Here is a 14,852-nt window from a genome sequence, read left to right as displayed (position 1 = left end):
GGGGAGATGGGGGGAATAACTTCTAACTCCTAACTGTTCACTCTTAACTGTTCACTCCTAACTCCTAACTCCTCAGTCAACAATCAACACTTTACTTATCACCGATTCATGATTTGGATGTCGTGACTGGAACGCAGATTTGTATCAGCCCAGGAACATATCAAGCCTTCTGGGCCTGGGTCAATTAATTGTTCTGGTGATGATTGTCGTCTCCAAGTGTCTCCTTGTTTGCGGATGGGAAAGAGTAAAACGGGGCCTAAATGACGGACGCCTGGGGTTTGTTGCAGTAAGGCAACAATATCTGATGTATAAACTGGTCGCCCAAATGGCCATCCTTGACCGTCGAGTCCTCCGGTTAAGGGATTTAAATATTTATACAGCAATACTCTTAAGTTGCGGCGAATTTCTTCTCTGGCGTAAGGGTTGTCGTAACTAGGTTCTAGGGCAATTTCTGTTTGTACGGAAACACCTACGTAATTGGGTTCTTGGAGTTCTATTTGTACTCCTAATAACCGTCTTTCATCTAAGTAATTCAAAATTTGGTCTTGCAGGGCGCGACTTAGTCCAAATTCTTCTGGTGTCATGCCATCTCCTTGAGCGATCGCATCTGTATTGGCAAATGGCACGACTACTAAACTAACTATACCTGCTTGCCTACGTGAATTTACTGGTAAACACCGGACGCGAGCGATCGCTCCTCTACCGGCTTGTTGGGTTAAAACTTCAAAATCTTCGGCGGTAACGGCGCGATCGCGGGTACGAAGGATGCGCGGTGCTTTCATCACGGCTTGTTCCAGTGACTCGGCATCAGCACCATTCATTGCTGGTATTAAGTTGATTACGCTGTCAATGTATGGATATGCAGACTTTAAAAACTGAATTGCCCCGGCTTGTACGTTGCCTTCCCTACCGCCGCCTGTGCGATATGCTACTATTCTAATTTCAGCGCCACGGGGAGGAATGGCTCCATATTGATGTTGAGATTGTCTGTTTTCTAGAGTACTGAGTTGGACGTATGTATCATCTAGTGATGGTTGCTGAATCTTGCTTCGTACTTTTGTTTGCTGTTTGAGTTGGTTGGGTTCCCGAATCAAGGGGCCAAATTGCACTTCACCGGTGAGGGAATCAATGGTGTAATGAAAGTGATGTGGTGCAGAATCAGCAAAATCTCTCACTTCAGTCCATTTCTGAGGTAAACCATTGGCTGGTGTTACTAAAATATACTCGTTTTCTTTGCGGTCTAAAATTGGTGAGCTTTGTAACTGAAAAGTCTGACCGGGTGTACCATCGCTAATTCCCAAGCGTTCATCAAGAATCAGCGTACTGTGACTAGCCCTGACAGTACCGCCAATTGACCGCACGGCTAAACCAGTAATTCGTGGCGGACGATTGTAACCAGATTGATTGGTTTGTGTGATGCTAAAAGAACAACGCAGCCAGCGACCACGGTAAGAGGTAAAGTTAGTTACAGGCCAAACTTGCGGTAGATGCAAACGCACCTCTCCTCCTTGAGCCGGGTTTTCCCCTTGTTGAGCCATTTCATAAAAACTGAAGCCGCGAGTTTTATCATCTGATTCTTGTAATAAAACTGGTTCCCAATTTTCTCCATCCCAAGCTTCCCATTTGCGGGGTGGCTGATTAGGATTAATCCCAGCAGGGGTAGCCGCAGCTCCTTGGAAAATAATTTCTAAAACATTAGCATCTAAAGGATCGTCAGAATTAATCACTAAATAAAAACAGTTACCAGGCTGGGGTTCCTCTTCAAAAATTGATTGTTCGTTACCCGTCCAGTAACCATCAGGTTGACGAGTCCAGGAAGTTGTGACTCTCTCTCGCAGAGATTGGGGAATATCTTCTGTGGTTTGGGCGGTTAAAAAGTGCTGTATTCTGGGTTTACCAATGACTAGCGGTTTATCTGTGCTAAAAGTAATAGATTCTGTAGTTTCAGTTTGAATAGTTGCAGCTTCTAAGCCTGCGGGAATAGTATAAGCTTCAGGTAATTCAGCGCTTAAATAAAAAGTTAATTCTGTGTGTGCTGGGGCGGGAGGTTGAAGACGAATACCGAGTAATTCCAGAAAAGCCACATAATTTTTTCGGGGTACTTGGTTAAATCTCAGCAACATTTGGTCAGTCAACCAAGCAAATAATTCAATGAGCGTAATTCCTGGGTCGCTAAGATTGTGGTCTGTCCATTCCGGACAATACCGGGGAATACGCATTATACACTCATCAACTAAGTCATCGAAAGCGCGATCGTCTAAGTTGGAAGAAGGTAATTTTGGTAAAAAATCAAAGTTCATACCAATTTAAAAAAAGAATGTGACAGATACAATAATTCGTAATGGGCTACGCCCCGCTGCGCTAACGTAATTCGTAATTTAATTTCTTAATTTTGAATTGACATCACAATTCCTCCCCAGCTGAAATTAAATAAAAAGGATAAACAAAGCTGTAAATATCGTGACCCTCTTTGAGTCGATAATTGATGGTAATATCTACTCTGCCGCGTATAGGATCGGGTTCCGTGAGAACTTCATCAACAATAATGCGTGGTTCCCAAACTTCCAAAGCTTCCAAAACATAAATCCGAATTCGCAGCAGAGTATCAGTATTCAAAGGTGCAAAGGCCAATTCTGACAAGCGCGAACCAAAAGTAGGCCGATAAACCCGCTCACCAACTCCAGTACGGAGGATAATCCAAATAGATTCTTTAACTTTTTGTTCTTCACGGCTCAGCTGTATCCCACCTTGCACATTCAAGCGCAACGGATAAGCCCAACCCGTTCCTAAATAGTCTCGCTCGCGACCATAAACCATATCTGGCACTTAGACAGCGATGATAATGTATATCTTCAAAGATATCGGCACAAAAGGGTAAAGCCTATTCGCCAAAGGTCGAGGATGGGGGAAATATACACGAAATCCTGGTAGAGACGTAGCACTGCTACGTCTCTACTATGTGTTTAATGGTAAACTGCCATTAGTTTTGCGTTCCCTGTAGCTTGACTCAACCTCCAAGATCTGCGTTAACTTTTGGCGTTGTCTAAATAATCCCACTAACAACCTCCATGAAAAATTTAGCTCTATTATTTGTCACAGCTATTGCTGCTACATCTGGATTTGTTTTCGGAACAATGCAAGCCGCCTCTGCTTTAAATTGGAACTGGAATTATTCTGGTATTGGTATAACCGCTAGCGGTACTTTCACTACTAATGACACTCCCGACGATTTGGGCTTTTACCAGATTTTGGGAATTACTGGTACGCGAAATGGTGAAACAATTACCGGTCTGCAACCGAGCGGAACTCCAATACCAGGAAACGAACCTTTTGAGGTTGACAATTTAATTAGTCTGAATGCTCAGCAATTAACGGGTGATGGTTTTGGATATTCTACTTCTGGAGGAAATTATTCTAGTCCCTTTTTTGCTAGTTTTTTACCGATACCGAGTTATTTAGAGGTTTTTTCCGCGCCGCCATTTGTACCAGGTTTTGAAAATTTTGGCCCGGAAGACAGTGAATTAGCCATTAGTTTTTCTGCAAGTATAGTTACCGTCCCTGAAACCAGCTCTATTATTAGCTTATTAGCCTTCGGTACTTTGGGGATTGTTTCAGTATTAAAAGGTAATAAGTCATCGAAATTTACTCACAAAATAGAATAAGCGATATAAATTTGTAAACTGTTGACTGTTAACTGTTAACTGTTAACCGTCAACACTCTTCTATGGAATATTTCATTACCAAAATAAGTAGATCAACTTAATTAAACATAAAACAATAGCGTTGTCGCAAAGCGCAACGCACCTCACATTGATATAGTAGAATCTATAGTTCTATCTTTTCCAAGAAGTTTTAATTCAGGCGAATTATCGCACCTTTAACTGTAATATTGCCATTAGCACTAATGTCTATATTGCCAACAGCATCTAATGACAGATTTCCGGTTGATTTTACAGAAACAGATTTACCTGCGTCATTCATTTGGATTTGATGACCGCCTGTGGTTTCGATGGAAATAGATTTACTTCTATCGTCCATTTTGATTGTATGACCGCCTGCGGTTTTGATTTCGATGTGGCGATCGCTATCATTTAAATACATTTTGTGACCAGCTTTAGTTTCGACGCGAATACCTGTTTTACTGCTGGCTTTGTCTTCTTCAACGAACTGTAAAACATGACCAACACGGGTTTTAATAGTACGTAATCTCACACCCTTACCACCAACTGAGTCATCTACTTTTTCTGGTGGTGCGTCTTTACCATTCCATACCCCGCCAATGACGTAGGGACGGTGGATATCGCCATGTTCAAAACCGACTAATACTTCATCGTTTATTTCTGGTAAACAATCAAAACCTCTGTTTTGTCCTGCTCCCAAAGCAACAACTCTCGCCCAGTCACTCGTATGTTCTTCTGTGAGAGTGGGAAACTTGACTTTGACTCTACCCCATTTCTGTGGATCTTTGTTATCAGTCACAATTCCCACTAATAAAGTCTCAGATGGCTGTAAATGTTTTTTCGTAGATAGAGTTGTAAATAAATTACCAGCACGTAAGCCACGGACACTGAAATCAGTTTCATAAACTCGCCCATTGTAGAAATGACGTGTTTCTGTGACATAATATTGACCACTATAGCGATCGCCTAATTCTTGCAGACGAATCACCCGCCTCGGTCGAATTTCAGGATTTCCAAATGCTTTACCATCTGCATAAATAAATTCTCCTCCCAATTCATCACACAAAGCCTGAGCCATGACATCTGCTTGTTTTTGAGTCACAACAGGTTTATCTACAACAATCATTTTGGGATTTGCAAGATTGCGAAATGCACTACTGGTACTACTTCCTAGCTGATTACCTGTTTTAGTAATTTGCTTTTCTTTATTAGCTTTTGAGCTAATCAATCGTTTTTGGCTATAGTCCCAACCGCGTACTTCCACAGAACTTACTTGTTCAGCACTAGTGACACGAGTACTAAATTTACTAATATCAACTAGCCATTTTAAATCTAAAGACGCCTGACTTTCTGGCTTGCAAAAATTTATCTTATCTTCTGTAATAAATAAATCAAAACCAATACGCGCAGCCCTTTCTTGTAAAAACTCCATATTAGTTTGGTTTTCTTGAAATACATACTTATGGACTTCGCCACTGTCATCTATTATTCCAGTATTTATGCCAACTTCTTTAGCAATTCTTTTGACGATATTGCTATCAGTCATATTTAAAAAAGAGCGATTATAACGGCCTCTATGAAGACGATGAGAAAAATCATAGCCACGAACAATTATATTAGCTTCCGATTTTTCATTGAAGTGAACTTCCAGACCTGTTACCTCACCTTCAACAAGGATTTTTGTTTTTTCATTTCTAAAATTCAAATCTTGAGTAGTACTAGATTTGAAACCTAAGGTTACTTTCTTCCCAATTTTAAAAATTTGTTCGTGTCGCCAAGGTTGATTTTGGGCACGGTCAGATGTAGGAATATAGCTATTATGAATTACCAAAGTAAACATTGCTGGCAAATGTAGACTTTCTTCCACAGTCATTTGCAGCAAATCTTTGAGTAATTCAGGAGAAGCGGGTTGTCCTTCTATCTTAATTAAAGGATCGCTTAAATAAAGATTAGCATTAGGCATAAGCTTCAATTTTTGAATATTAAATCTTTTAGTGAAACGGGGAAAAGTTTTATAGAGAATTCAGAATTCAGAATTCAGAATTCAGAATTCAGAATAAATTTAGGTGATTAGTATAATCATGTCTCAAACCATTATCGTGTTTTTTATTTCGACTCCTAACTCCTAACTCCTAACTCCTAACTCCTAACTCCTAACTCCTAACTCCTAACTCCTAACTCCTGAATTCTGAATTCTGACTCCTGAATTCTGAATTCTGACTCCTGAATTCTGAATTCTGACTCCTGAATTCTGAATTCTGACTCCTGAATTCTGAATTCTGACTCCTGAATTCTAACTACGTTTTTGCAACTTTCGGATCTGCTTTGCGGTCTTTACCTTTAGATTGAGATTCTTTTCCTCCAGGAAGGTTATTTTTATCTACTTCTTGTAATTCAATATCTACCATTGCTCTCACTGGTGTACCATCAGTTAAAAACATATTTAGTGTGTAAGTTAGTTTTGTAATTACACAATAAAAATACTCATTTCCCCATGTTAATATGTAGACAGGTGGACGTTTGTCACGCGCGCCTTTAACTGTTTCTACGCCTTTTTTAATTTTGTCTACATATTTTTTCATCACCGATTCTTTAGTTTCATAAGTATCAAATAACAACTGCTTGAGGCTAAAGGTGTAAGGTTTGACTCCAGAAAAATTAACCTTTGGCAAGAGTTCTGTACCTCTATTTCCATCATTGCTTTTCCACTCAACAGACCTACTAAAACTAATTTCTGTGGGATTAAACATCAATTCAATATCGTCAGATTCACCGTTATAAGCTACAAGTTTGGCTTTTTCCAGTTGTGGTTTCCGCTTTTGAGTAACAATAATTGCTGGGGTTGCCATTTGACGATTTCTCCTAAATTTATTGAATAAAATTTACCAAGATAAACGACCTATAAAACCGCCATGACGTTCTCGCTCAATTTCTAAACGTTGGCGTAATCTACTATAAATTTCATGTGCTAAAGCTTCAAGATCAGCTGTATCATCTTTGTTCTCTTCTTCACGTTTTACAGAAGTGTTTTCTACTGTTTCGCTGACTGATTCTGTATTTGCAGATGCGGGTGCAGTGACTTCTCCACCTTCAGCGAAACCTCTAGGCGCAGCATGGTGTTTTGCAAAAAATTGCGATGATTCTGATTCTGAATTTGGGTTATTAAACTCTCCACTACTAAAGAAGTTTGTAAATTCATCTTCGTTATTATTACCATTGAATAATTCTTGCAAACTTGACCATTGAGAAGGTGTATCTGAACGTTGAGAAGGTGTGTTGGTGGTGGAATTTGTTTTTCTAAAAATTAGGGGAGGTGATGAATATTGTGGTGAAATAATCGGTGCATCAGTGGTTTTGCTTTCAATAGTATTCATCTGTGGAGAATTAACTATTGAAAGTTGATGTTTTCCAGCATTTAATCCCAAGGAAGAAGAAATTAAAGAATTAGATTTCTGAGATTTGAGTTGTAATGAAGTGTCTGTAAAAGAATCGACTTTAGTCGAATGTGGAGAAGTTGTTTTTTCTGATTCTTTGGCGTTGGGTATCTGTACACTTGGAATAATATTGTCCGGTGTCCCGCCACTGTTGATGTGTTGTAGTAAAGGGAGATTTTTCTGTGCGTCCGTGGTATTAATAACAAACTCTCCTGGTGTCAGCATTGCAGGTACGGTATCTGACGGTGCTATATGCTGATTATTTTCAAGGTGAGAATTTGTTACTTGACCACCAGTAGCATAACCTTTAGGTGCTGGTAAATTTTCGATGGTGGTGTTTTGTGTAAATTGAGGTAGTGTATTTAGCTGATTTTGTGAAGTCTCAATTTCAGAGTTTTCAGAATTAGCGATCGCACTTAACAATTCTGACTCTAGTATTTGTTCATTATCAACTATTTTTCTAAAAATACTCGATGTCTCCCCAAGATTTGATGACATATCCCTGACTTTGGCAACTTCATCAATCTCAGGCGGTGTATTGTTAATTTTAGGCGCTTCAACAATTTCAGGCGGTGTATTGTTAATTTTAGGCGCTTCAACAATTTCAGGCGATATATCTCTAACCTTTTCTATTTCACTAATCTCAGGTAAAATATTGTTCACTACTGATGCTTCATCAATTTTATGTAGTGGTAAATGAAGCTGATTTTTTCTAGACTCGCGGTTAGTATTCTCAAGAATGTTATCGCGTTGCAGTGAAATTTTATTTTTGGGAACATCTGAGACATTAACCACTAAAGGAGATTGTGATTCTGAAGTTGTTAATTGTTCATTGCTATTAGAATCGCTGAAAAAACTAGATGCATTTTCAATGTAGGCGGAAGTAGGTGTTAATTGAACAGGTACAGAGGCTAAAGATTCACTAGTAACACTAGATTCAACTTCTCGTTCTAGCGCAATAGGATTTTTTTGGACATCTAAAACAGGCGGTAGGGTAACACTAATGTGGTTTTCTGCGGGATTTTCAACACTAGGTGAAGTAATTTCAGAATCATCAATGAGAAAATTACCTGTATCAAAATTAGTAATAGAATTATCTGAAATTAAATCTGGTTCAATTGCTTTTATTTCATCAAAATTATTACTTTTATTTTTTGATGCTTGTTCAGTTGATGGAGGAGTTGGAATTGGTAATATTTCTTGTTTTTGGATGACATTTTCCAAAGAAGTAATACTTTGATTGTCAACTTCTAAAGAAAGTTCATCTGTTTGAATAACGTGTTGTCTTGGCGTGGGAATTACTGTGATATCTGGAATCTCAGTTTTTTGTGATGATTGAATAATTTCAACATCTTGTTGTCGTGGCGTGGGAATTACTGGGACATCTGGAATCTCAGTTTTTTGTGATGATTGAATAATTTCACCATCTTGTTGTCGTGGCGTGGGAATTACTGGGACATCTGGAATCTCAGTTTTTTGTGATGATTGAATAATTTCACCATCTTGTTGTCGTGGCGTGGGAATTACTGGGACATCTGGAATCTCAGTTTTTTGTGATGATTGAATAATTTCACCATCTTGTTGTCGTGGCGTGGAAATTACTGGGACATCTGGAATCTCGGTTTTTTGTGATGGTTGAATAATTTCAACATCTTGTTGTCGTGGCGTGGGAATCACTGAAATATCTGGAATCTCGGTTTTTTTTGATGGTTGAATAATTTCACTATCTTGTTGTCGTGGCGTTGGACTTGCTTCTGATGTTTCTGTGACTATTGGTTGATTGTCGATAAAATTATTAGGCTGGGTAAATATGTTTTCAACATTGTTAGACAAAGGAAATTCTCTAGGGGAATTATCTGGTAATTGATTGATGTTTTCACCTAATTTATTCTTTTGCTGTAAAGGTGGTGTAATTATTTCGGAAGTAGGTGCTTCTACACTGGATAAGGTAGATGGTAACTCAGAAAATATTTGCGATTCTTCGTTGGCTATGTTCTTAAATAAAGTTGCTTGTTCTTGAACATTAGACAAAGTAGACGGTGTGATTTTATTAACAAAATTATTATGAGTTGTATTATCTAAAGTAATATCCTGTTGTGATGTTGGTGAATTATTTTCTTCTAAATGTGCAGGTGATAAAAGAGGATCGGGAATTAAAGATTTGATATTAAATTCATTCTGTGTTTGGGGAATACTCGAATTGACTTCATCAGAAAGATAATTGTTTGATGCAATAAAGATATCTTGATGAGGATGAATAGTAATATTACTTTCATCGGCAGTTTGTACAACATTTTTAGCCGCAGATGATTTGGTTGATTTTTTATTTGTGGATTTTGTTTTAGGTTTTTGTGCAGATTTTTTGGTTTGCTTTGATTTAGATTGATTTTGATTTTTGCTTTGTTTTTGAATATTTATTTCTGGTGAAGCATCATCAATTATATTTTTTTCAACAAAACTAGATTGTATTTTGGGAATATTGCTTGTTACTATTTCAGCAGAATCGAAATTATTATTTTCTTGTGAATCGATTGGTTGAAAAGGGTCAAAATCAATAAACGGAAATTTCATATCGATATCTGGATTATCCCAGCTATCCCAGCCGATTACTGGTTGTATAGATGGTTCTGTTTCACGAGATAATAAAAATTGCGAAGATGTGACTAATGGTGATTTTGTTTGTATAGGAGTGAGGAAATTCCGGCGCGAATGTAGAAAATTAGACTCTTTTTTGAATATGAGTCTGTCAGTTTTAGATAAAGATGATATAACACCAAGTGGTTGAGTGTTGTTTGTTAATAGAGGTTTGATGATTTGCATAGTTATAATTTAAAAATTGCAAATTAACTAGAAACGAAATATCCTGTTTTTGCATTTCGTTCTACAGAATTACCCCCTCCCGAAGTTCTCGCAACTTTTAAGCCTTCATAAGCTAAGGTTAATTCTTCAATAGCAACGGCTTTACCATCAGCTTGGAGTGTAGGTGTTTTCCAAGTTACTGGAATAGCACCAATCAAAGTCCAACTCATCATCGTTTCACCAGATTGATTAAAAATTAGAATATTGACATTCCGTCGGGATGTTCTCTTTTGTTCGTCAAAAACTGCGTTTATCCAATTCCAAAAACCTGGATGGTCGGTAACTCCACGTTTGAGAGTTATATCTGCAAATTCTGTATGACCTAAATAAATTCTTTGCTGGTCGTTGACGCCGCCTTCTTGAAAAACGTTTTTCTTAATTTGAACGCTTAAACCAGTACATTCAGTAAAAGATGCAGCAATAGAACTATCTATTTCTACGTAAAAACGATTACTAGTAACATAATTTAATTCGTGAGTAACTTTGCCGTTATTACCATTTCCAGCCATTAAAACCACCTTTGAGAACTATAATTACCAATTCTTTCGCGCTGCGATCGCAAATCATCTTGCAAAAGTTTATACACTTTTTCTGTGAGTTCGTTCAACAGCAGTGAATCGTTGAGGTATTTACTCGCGGTTTGAGCCACTTTACTAGCATCAGAAGTTACTGAAACTCCTGCGTACCCAGCAGCACTACCAACGTCTCCATTAAATGTGAAAAAAGTTTGTTTCTGATATGAATCCATAAATAAAAAAACTCTCCTAGAATCAAGGCTAAAGGTACTGCATCAGAATCAAAAGTAGCCAAAAGTCGAATTAGTCATTGGTCATTAGCGTTGTTACCAATGCCCTATGCCCAATAAATATATAGTTGGTCAGTTGTGTTACAAGTGCGATCGCTGTAGTCTAGATGTTGGTATCAAGCAAAATCTCATGTAGCTACATGGTTGGGCATTAGAATAATTATGAAAAAACGCATCATTCAGCCCAAAAAAACTATCGCAGATTCCTTCTCAATACCTGCACTCAAGCAACCAACGCGGGGTTTTGGTTCCCAGTCCTCTGGCGCTTCATTCCAACCACTACCAGATAACTCTCTTGCACACGACATTAGTCGAATACCACTGCGCCGTCCCCAAGCCAAACTCACAATTAATCAGCCAGGAGATATTTACGAGCAACAAGCTGATACCGTGGCGCAGGAGGTGGTGGGAAAATTGGGACAACTAGAAAATCATGCGTCTATCCAGCGCCAACAAATGCCACAAGAGGAACAATTGCAAATGCAACCTCTGGCAAATTCCATCACGCCTCTGGTGCAACGGGAAGAAATACCAGAGGAAGAGGAAGAAGAATTACAAATGAAATCTCTGGATAATAGCACCCTGCAACGAGAGTCTGTACCAGAGGAAGAAGAGGAAGAAGAATTACAAATGAAGCCGATGGTGCAGCATCAGGGTAAAGCTGGGATGGCTGCTAACCCAAACTTGGAAACCTCTATCAACCAAGCAAAGGGTAATGGACAACCGATGGCTGACAATATCCGCGAACCAATGGAACAGGCCTTTGGTGCTGATTTCAGTGGCGTGAAGGTTCACACAGATAGTCAATCAGACAAGTTGAATCAATCAATTCAGGCGCGTGCTTTCACCACAGGACAGGATGTGTTCTTTAAACAAGGGGAATATAATCCACAGAGTGCGGACGGACAGGAATTGTTAGCCCATGAGTTGACTCACGTTCTCCAGCAGAGTGGGGGGATGGTGCAGCGATCGCACTATTCCTCTATACTGCACAATTCACCTCCCATGCAACAAACCAACTCACAACACATAGGGGAAATCCACAGAAAGCCAGTAAAAGTAGAAGGGAAAAATGATGCAACCCATATAGACGATGTAACGGGTGTGGAGTTGCGACAGGTTGGTGGTGGGGCGTTTATGGTTCTCAATGGTCGGCTGAAGGGAGCGGAGGTGCGATATGACTTCGATGAGGGACATTACTACACTGAAGATGAGGACTATAACCCAACACCAGTAGAATTGGGAGAAGGAAGAGGAGGGAAGGAAGACAAGAAGGAAGAGAAAGTGGAGCTAGTCGATCCGAACATTTTCGCACTGAGAGCCGATCTCCAAGAGTATAGGACAGTCAGTTCAATGGAGAGCCTAAAAGAGATACTAACGGAAAAGGCAAATAATCCAGAGTTGAGACGTTTCGAGAGGGAGCGGGCGGAAGATACGTTGGAAAGGATTACTAACCTTAGCAAATCAAGTGCTGATTCATGGCCCGCACTGGAGGTATCTGGACAAGACGTTATTCAAGGAAACCACCGAATTTTGGTGGCTATAATTCGCAAAGAGAAGATAAAGGTCAAGAGATAAAGGTCTACAGAAACGTCTGCATAGAACACAACTTAGTGCGATCGTCCGATGTTTTAGCGCGATCGCTTTAGAAAAGACATCATTCTACACTAGATGTTGATATTAGTAAAATACTCATCTAGCTACTGGTTGGGCATTAGAAAAATATGAAAGAATACAAAATTCAGCCCAAGAAAATCACCACAGATTCCAATACTTGTCGGTTAAAGGGAAAAGGGGAAAGAAAAAACCTTTAACCTTTACCCTTTAACCCCTTCGGGGTTCGCCAGTCGCTCATGGGGGAAACCCCCAAGACCGCGCTGGCTCACCTTTTCCCCAGACCCAATGCCGAGTTAAAAATCGTTAACCGAGCAGTATTGCCACAGATTCCTTCTCAATATCTAGACCCTCTTGCACACGACATTAGTCCAATACCACTGCTTCGTCCCCAAGTCAAACTCACAATTAATCAGCCAGGAGATATTTACGAACAACAAGCTTTTAATTATCTGAGCGAATAAAAATTATAATCAATAAATCTAAGCACTACTATCAGCTATCTAAACCAAGGAAGATGTTTATCTACCTGACTACTCTCACTGCTTGTCAAACAATTGTCATCAAATTTTGACTCTCATAAAGTTTCCAACATCCTCTCAGGTTAGTTGTATATCCAGGATTGAGTTTGAGTTATGAAACAAAAAAATAAAGTCGTTTTAGGGCTGTTAATACTATTAGTATTCGCCACTATCTTTTATCTGCTGAATGCATATCAAGCAACATTTGGAGAAAGAGATAGCTACCGGATGATAGTAGGTATGAATGACTTGATACTATTCGACAAACCATTAGGAGCGAGAAGGCTTTATGGCAGTGATATCTCTTTTGCTTATTATGCATTAGTAGACTTTTTTAGACCTATCTTTAAAAAGAATTTGCTTTTAATTGTTCCTTTGATGAACTATATCAATGCAGTTTTTGGCATTTTGATGGTCATACCTTTTTTCTTGTTAGTTAAAAGATATTGGGGAGTCAGTATAGCTTTATTAGCAAATGTTTTACTAATTTTGCTTCCAGTGTGGAGGATAACTGCACAATACGCACATCCTATGGTTGGATCTGTAGTATTCATGTTTATAGGATTAACCTTAATTAGTTACCGTTCTTCCCTAAACTCATTGAGATTATTTTCAAATAAATTAATCTTAATTTTCTGGGATATATTAATTGTTGCGGCTTTTGCTTTGTGTTTAATGTTCAGGCTGGATGCAATACTAATGTTTACTTTGATTCCAGCGTGTCTATTTCTTGAAGGTTATACTTTAAAAAAGATTGTTTTCCCTACGATTTTATATAGTTTTTTACCACTGGTCATTTTTAAGGTAATACAATTTCAACTGCCATATATTCATCTCGAAAAGAATGGTGGAATATTTGAGCAAATTTTATTATGGAATAATCCTGTGAGATACGTCGATCAATTTTTGCGTGGTAATCTACTATTTATTTGGGGGTTGAATCCTTTATTTTTTGTCATATTTTTGATATCCTGCGTCTATTTATGGCGTAAACGTAGTTATCAGGATTTGTATTTTATTTTACCAACGGTATTAATAAATTACATATTTTGGCTGCCAAATCCCGCTCCAGCCCGTCATTTTATTTATTTATCTCCTGTTGTAGCAATTAGTATTGCCATTTTCTTTGCAGATATATTCCCCAAAGTAAGAGCCTTTGTACAAAATCATCAAAAAACAGGAGTAGCGATCGCTGCACTTTTCATATTTGCTGTTGTGATTAGCAATCACTATTCTTATTCTGCGCCGTTATCAAAGAAATACTCTTACGCAGTTACAGAACTGGGAACAAAACTACACCAATTAGAGCCAAAAGGTAAGCCAATTTTTGTAATTGGCGATACGATTCCCGCAGCTGCTCAAATGCAATTAATATCAGCACAGACAAAAGTGAAGGGTCAAAAATCGAATATCCTTACAGATGATTCTGTGGTGGCTCAGAAAAAATCTTCCTTGAAACCTAAACTCGAATACATACCTCTATTATCTGTAGATAATGGAAAGAATAAGTTTATATTTTACGCCCAAGGTTGGAAATCAAGAACAAACGAAATCAAGAGATTTTTCTCAGAAACCAACAAATACGACCAGTCTTATATTGTAGTGAATATGCTAGATAAAACTGGTAAAAAGGTTGATTTTGATACATCTAGCTTGCCTAAAAATTCGCAAGTTCTAAAGCTGTAACCATACAGTGTTTTTCAGGTACATAAAACAGATGTATAGGGCCCCTAGTGTTGCAGATTGAAGTTGCTCTCACTAGGGCGGGCTTTCTGGTTTACCGGAAAAGGGTTTGATATCATGTCCGGCTAATTACCCATAATAAAAACCTCTCCGCGTCCCCGTGTCTCCGTGTCCCCGCGTCAGTCCTAATTATGGGTCTTTAACCGAACCTGATATGATTGCCAAATCCTCAACTCTTCCCTGTTCAGAGTTCGCC

General features: G+C 38.7%; 11 protein-coding genes. 4 read left to right on the top strand and 7 right to left on the bottom strand.

The features are described 5' to 3' along the window. Positions 1 to 98: 98 nt before the first annotated feature. Positions 99 to 2,300, bottom strand: coding sequence for a putative baseplate assembly protein (locus tag GNE10_RS05145; RefSeq protein ID WP_185563948.1), 2,202 nt, complete (start codon positions 2,298 to 2,300; stop codon positions 99 to 101). A 103-nt stretch (positions 2,301 to 2,403) separates the two neighbouring features. Next, positions 2,404 to 2,817 (bottom strand): GPW/gp25 family protein, encoded by a 414-nt coding sequence (locus GNE10_RS05140; RefSeq protein ID WP_099071379.1) that lies wholly within the window; start codon positions 2,815 to 2,817, stop codon positions 2,404 to 2,406. Positions 2,818 to 3,068: 251 nt separating this feature from the next. On the opposite strand from GNE10_RS05140, the gene GNE10_RS05135 reads away from it, so the two are divergent. Next, positions 3,069 to 3,662, top strand: a complete 594-nt coding sequence (locus tag GNE10_RS05135; protein WP_185563947.1) for a PEP-CTERM sorting domain-containing protein — start codon at positions 3,069 to 3,071, stop codon at positions 3,660 to 3,662. A 190-nt stretch (positions 3,663 to 3,852) separates the two neighbouring features. On the opposite strand, the gene GNE10_RS05130 is transcribed toward GNE10_RS05135, so the two are convergent. The 5 genes from GNE10_RS05130 to GNE10_RS05110 form a co-directional block, all read right to left on the bottom strand. Next, on the bottom strand, positions 3,853 to 5,643 hold the full coding sequence (locus GNE10_RS05130; RefSeq protein WP_185563946.1) for a VgrG-related protein: 1,791 nt from the start codon (positions 5,641 to 5,643) through the stop codon (positions 3,853 to 3,855). Between the two features lie 334 nt (positions 5,644 to 5,977). Continuing rightward, positions 5,978 to 6,529: a hypothetical protein gene (locus GNE10_RS05125; protein ID WP_099071383.1), complete on the bottom strand. Its 552-nt coding sequence runs from the start codon at positions 6,527 to 6,529 to the stop codon at positions 5,978 to 5,980. 33 nt (positions 6,530 to 6,562) lie between these two features. Next, positions 6,563 to 9,934 (bottom strand): hypothetical protein, encoded by a 3,372-nt coding sequence (locus tag GNE10_RS05120; protein ID WP_185563945.1) that lies wholly within the window; start codon positions 9,932 to 9,934, stop codon positions 6,563 to 6,565. Positions 9,935 to 9,957: 23 nt separating this feature from the next. Further along, positions 9,958 to 10,482, bottom strand: a complete 525-nt coding sequence (locus tag GNE10_RS05115) for a phage tail protein (protein ID WP_185563944.1) — start codon at positions 10,480 to 10,482, stop codon at positions 9,958 to 9,960. After that, positions 10,482 to 10,721 carry a hypothetical protein gene (locus GNE10_RS05110; RefSeq protein ID WP_185563943.1) on the bottom strand — a complete coding sequence of 80 codons (240 nt, stop codon included), beginning with the start codon at positions 10,719 to 10,721 and terminating at the stop codon, positions 10,482 to 10,484. The genes GNE10_RS05115 and GNE10_RS05110 overlap by 1 nt, the downstream gene beginning before the upstream one ends. 219 nt (positions 10,722 to 10,940) lie before the next feature. Between GNE10_RS05110 and GNE10_RS05105 the strand changes: the two genes are divergently transcribed. From GNE10_RS05105 to GNE10_RS05095, 3 genes are all read left to right on the top strand, one after another. Continuing rightward, on the top strand, positions 10,941 to 12,356 hold the full coding sequence (locus GNE10_RS05105; protein ID WP_221642734.1) for a DUF4157 domain-containing protein: 1,416 nt from the start codon (positions 10,941 to 10,943) through the stop codon (positions 12,354 to 12,356). 275 nt (positions 12,357 to 12,631) lie between these two features. Further along, on the top strand, positions 12,632 to 12,856 hold the full coding sequence (locus GNE10_RS05100; protein ID WP_185563942.1) for a hypothetical protein: 225 nt from the start codon (positions 12,632 to 12,634) through the stop codon (positions 12,854 to 12,856). Between the two features lie 171 nt (positions 12,857 to 13,027). Beyond that, on the top strand, positions 13,028 to 14,599 hold the full coding sequence (locus GNE10_RS05095; protein ID WP_185563941.1) for a hypothetical protein: 1,572 nt from the start codon (positions 13,028 to 13,030) through the stop codon (positions 14,597 to 14,599). Positions 14,600 to 14,852: the final 253 nt, after the last annotated feature.

The organism is Nostoc sp. 2RC (assembly GCF_014222165.1).
Taxonomy (GTDB): Bacteria; Cyanobacteriota; Cyanobacteriia; order Cyanobacteriales; family Nostocaceae; genus Nostoc; species Nostoc linckia.
This window is presented reverse-complemented; position numbering and strand designations above follow the sequence as displayed.

What these genes read in the sequence shown, in the direction of transcription:
- GNE10_RS05140 (WP_099071379.1), bottom strand. Translation starts at nt 2,817, where the DNA reads ATGGTTTATGGTCGCGAGCGAGACTATTTAGGAACGGGTTGGGCTTAT.
- GNE10_RS05135 (WP_185563947.1), top strand. Translation starts at nt 3,069, where the DNA reads ATGAAAAATTTAGCTCTATTATTTGTCACAGCTATTGCTGCTACATCT.
- GNE10_RS05125 (WP_099071383.1), bottom strand. Translation starts at nt 6,529, where the DNA reads ATGGCAACCCCAGCAATTATTGTTACTCAAAAGCGGAAACCACAACTG.
- GNE10_RS05145 (WP_185563948.1), bottom strand. Translation starts at nt 2,300, where the DNA reads ATGAACTTTGATTTTTTACCAAAATTACCTTCTTCCAACTTAGACGAT.
- GNE10_RS05110 (WP_185563943.1), bottom strand. Translation starts at nt 10,721, where the DNA reads ATGGATTCATATCAGAAACAAACTTTTTTCACATTTAATGGAGACGTT.
- GNE10_RS05120 (WP_185563945.1), bottom strand. Translation starts at nt 9,934, where the DNA reads ATGCAAATCATCAAACCTCTATTAACAAACAACACTCAACCACTTGGT.
- GNE10_RS05105 (WP_221642734.1), top strand. Translation starts at nt 10,941, where the DNA reads ATGAAAAAACGCATCATTCAGCCCAAAAAAACTATCGCAGATTCCTTC.
- GNE10_RS05115 (WP_185563944.1), bottom strand. Translation starts at nt 10,482, where the DNA reads ATGGCTGGAAATGGTAATAACGGCAAAGTTACTCACGAATTAAATTAT.
- GNE10_RS05130 (WP_185563946.1), bottom strand. Translation starts at nt 5,643, where the DNA reads ATGCCTAATGCTAATCTTTATTTAAGCGATCCTTTAATTAAGATAGAA.
- GNE10_RS05095 (WP_185563941.1), top strand. Translation starts at nt 13,028, where the DNA reads ATGAAACAAAAAAATAAAGTCGTTTTAGGGCTGTTAATACTATTAGTA.
- GNE10_RS05100 (WP_185563942.1), top strand. Translation starts at nt 12,632, where the DNA reads ATGGGGGAAACCCCCAAGACCGCGCTGGCTCACCTTTTCCCCAGACCC.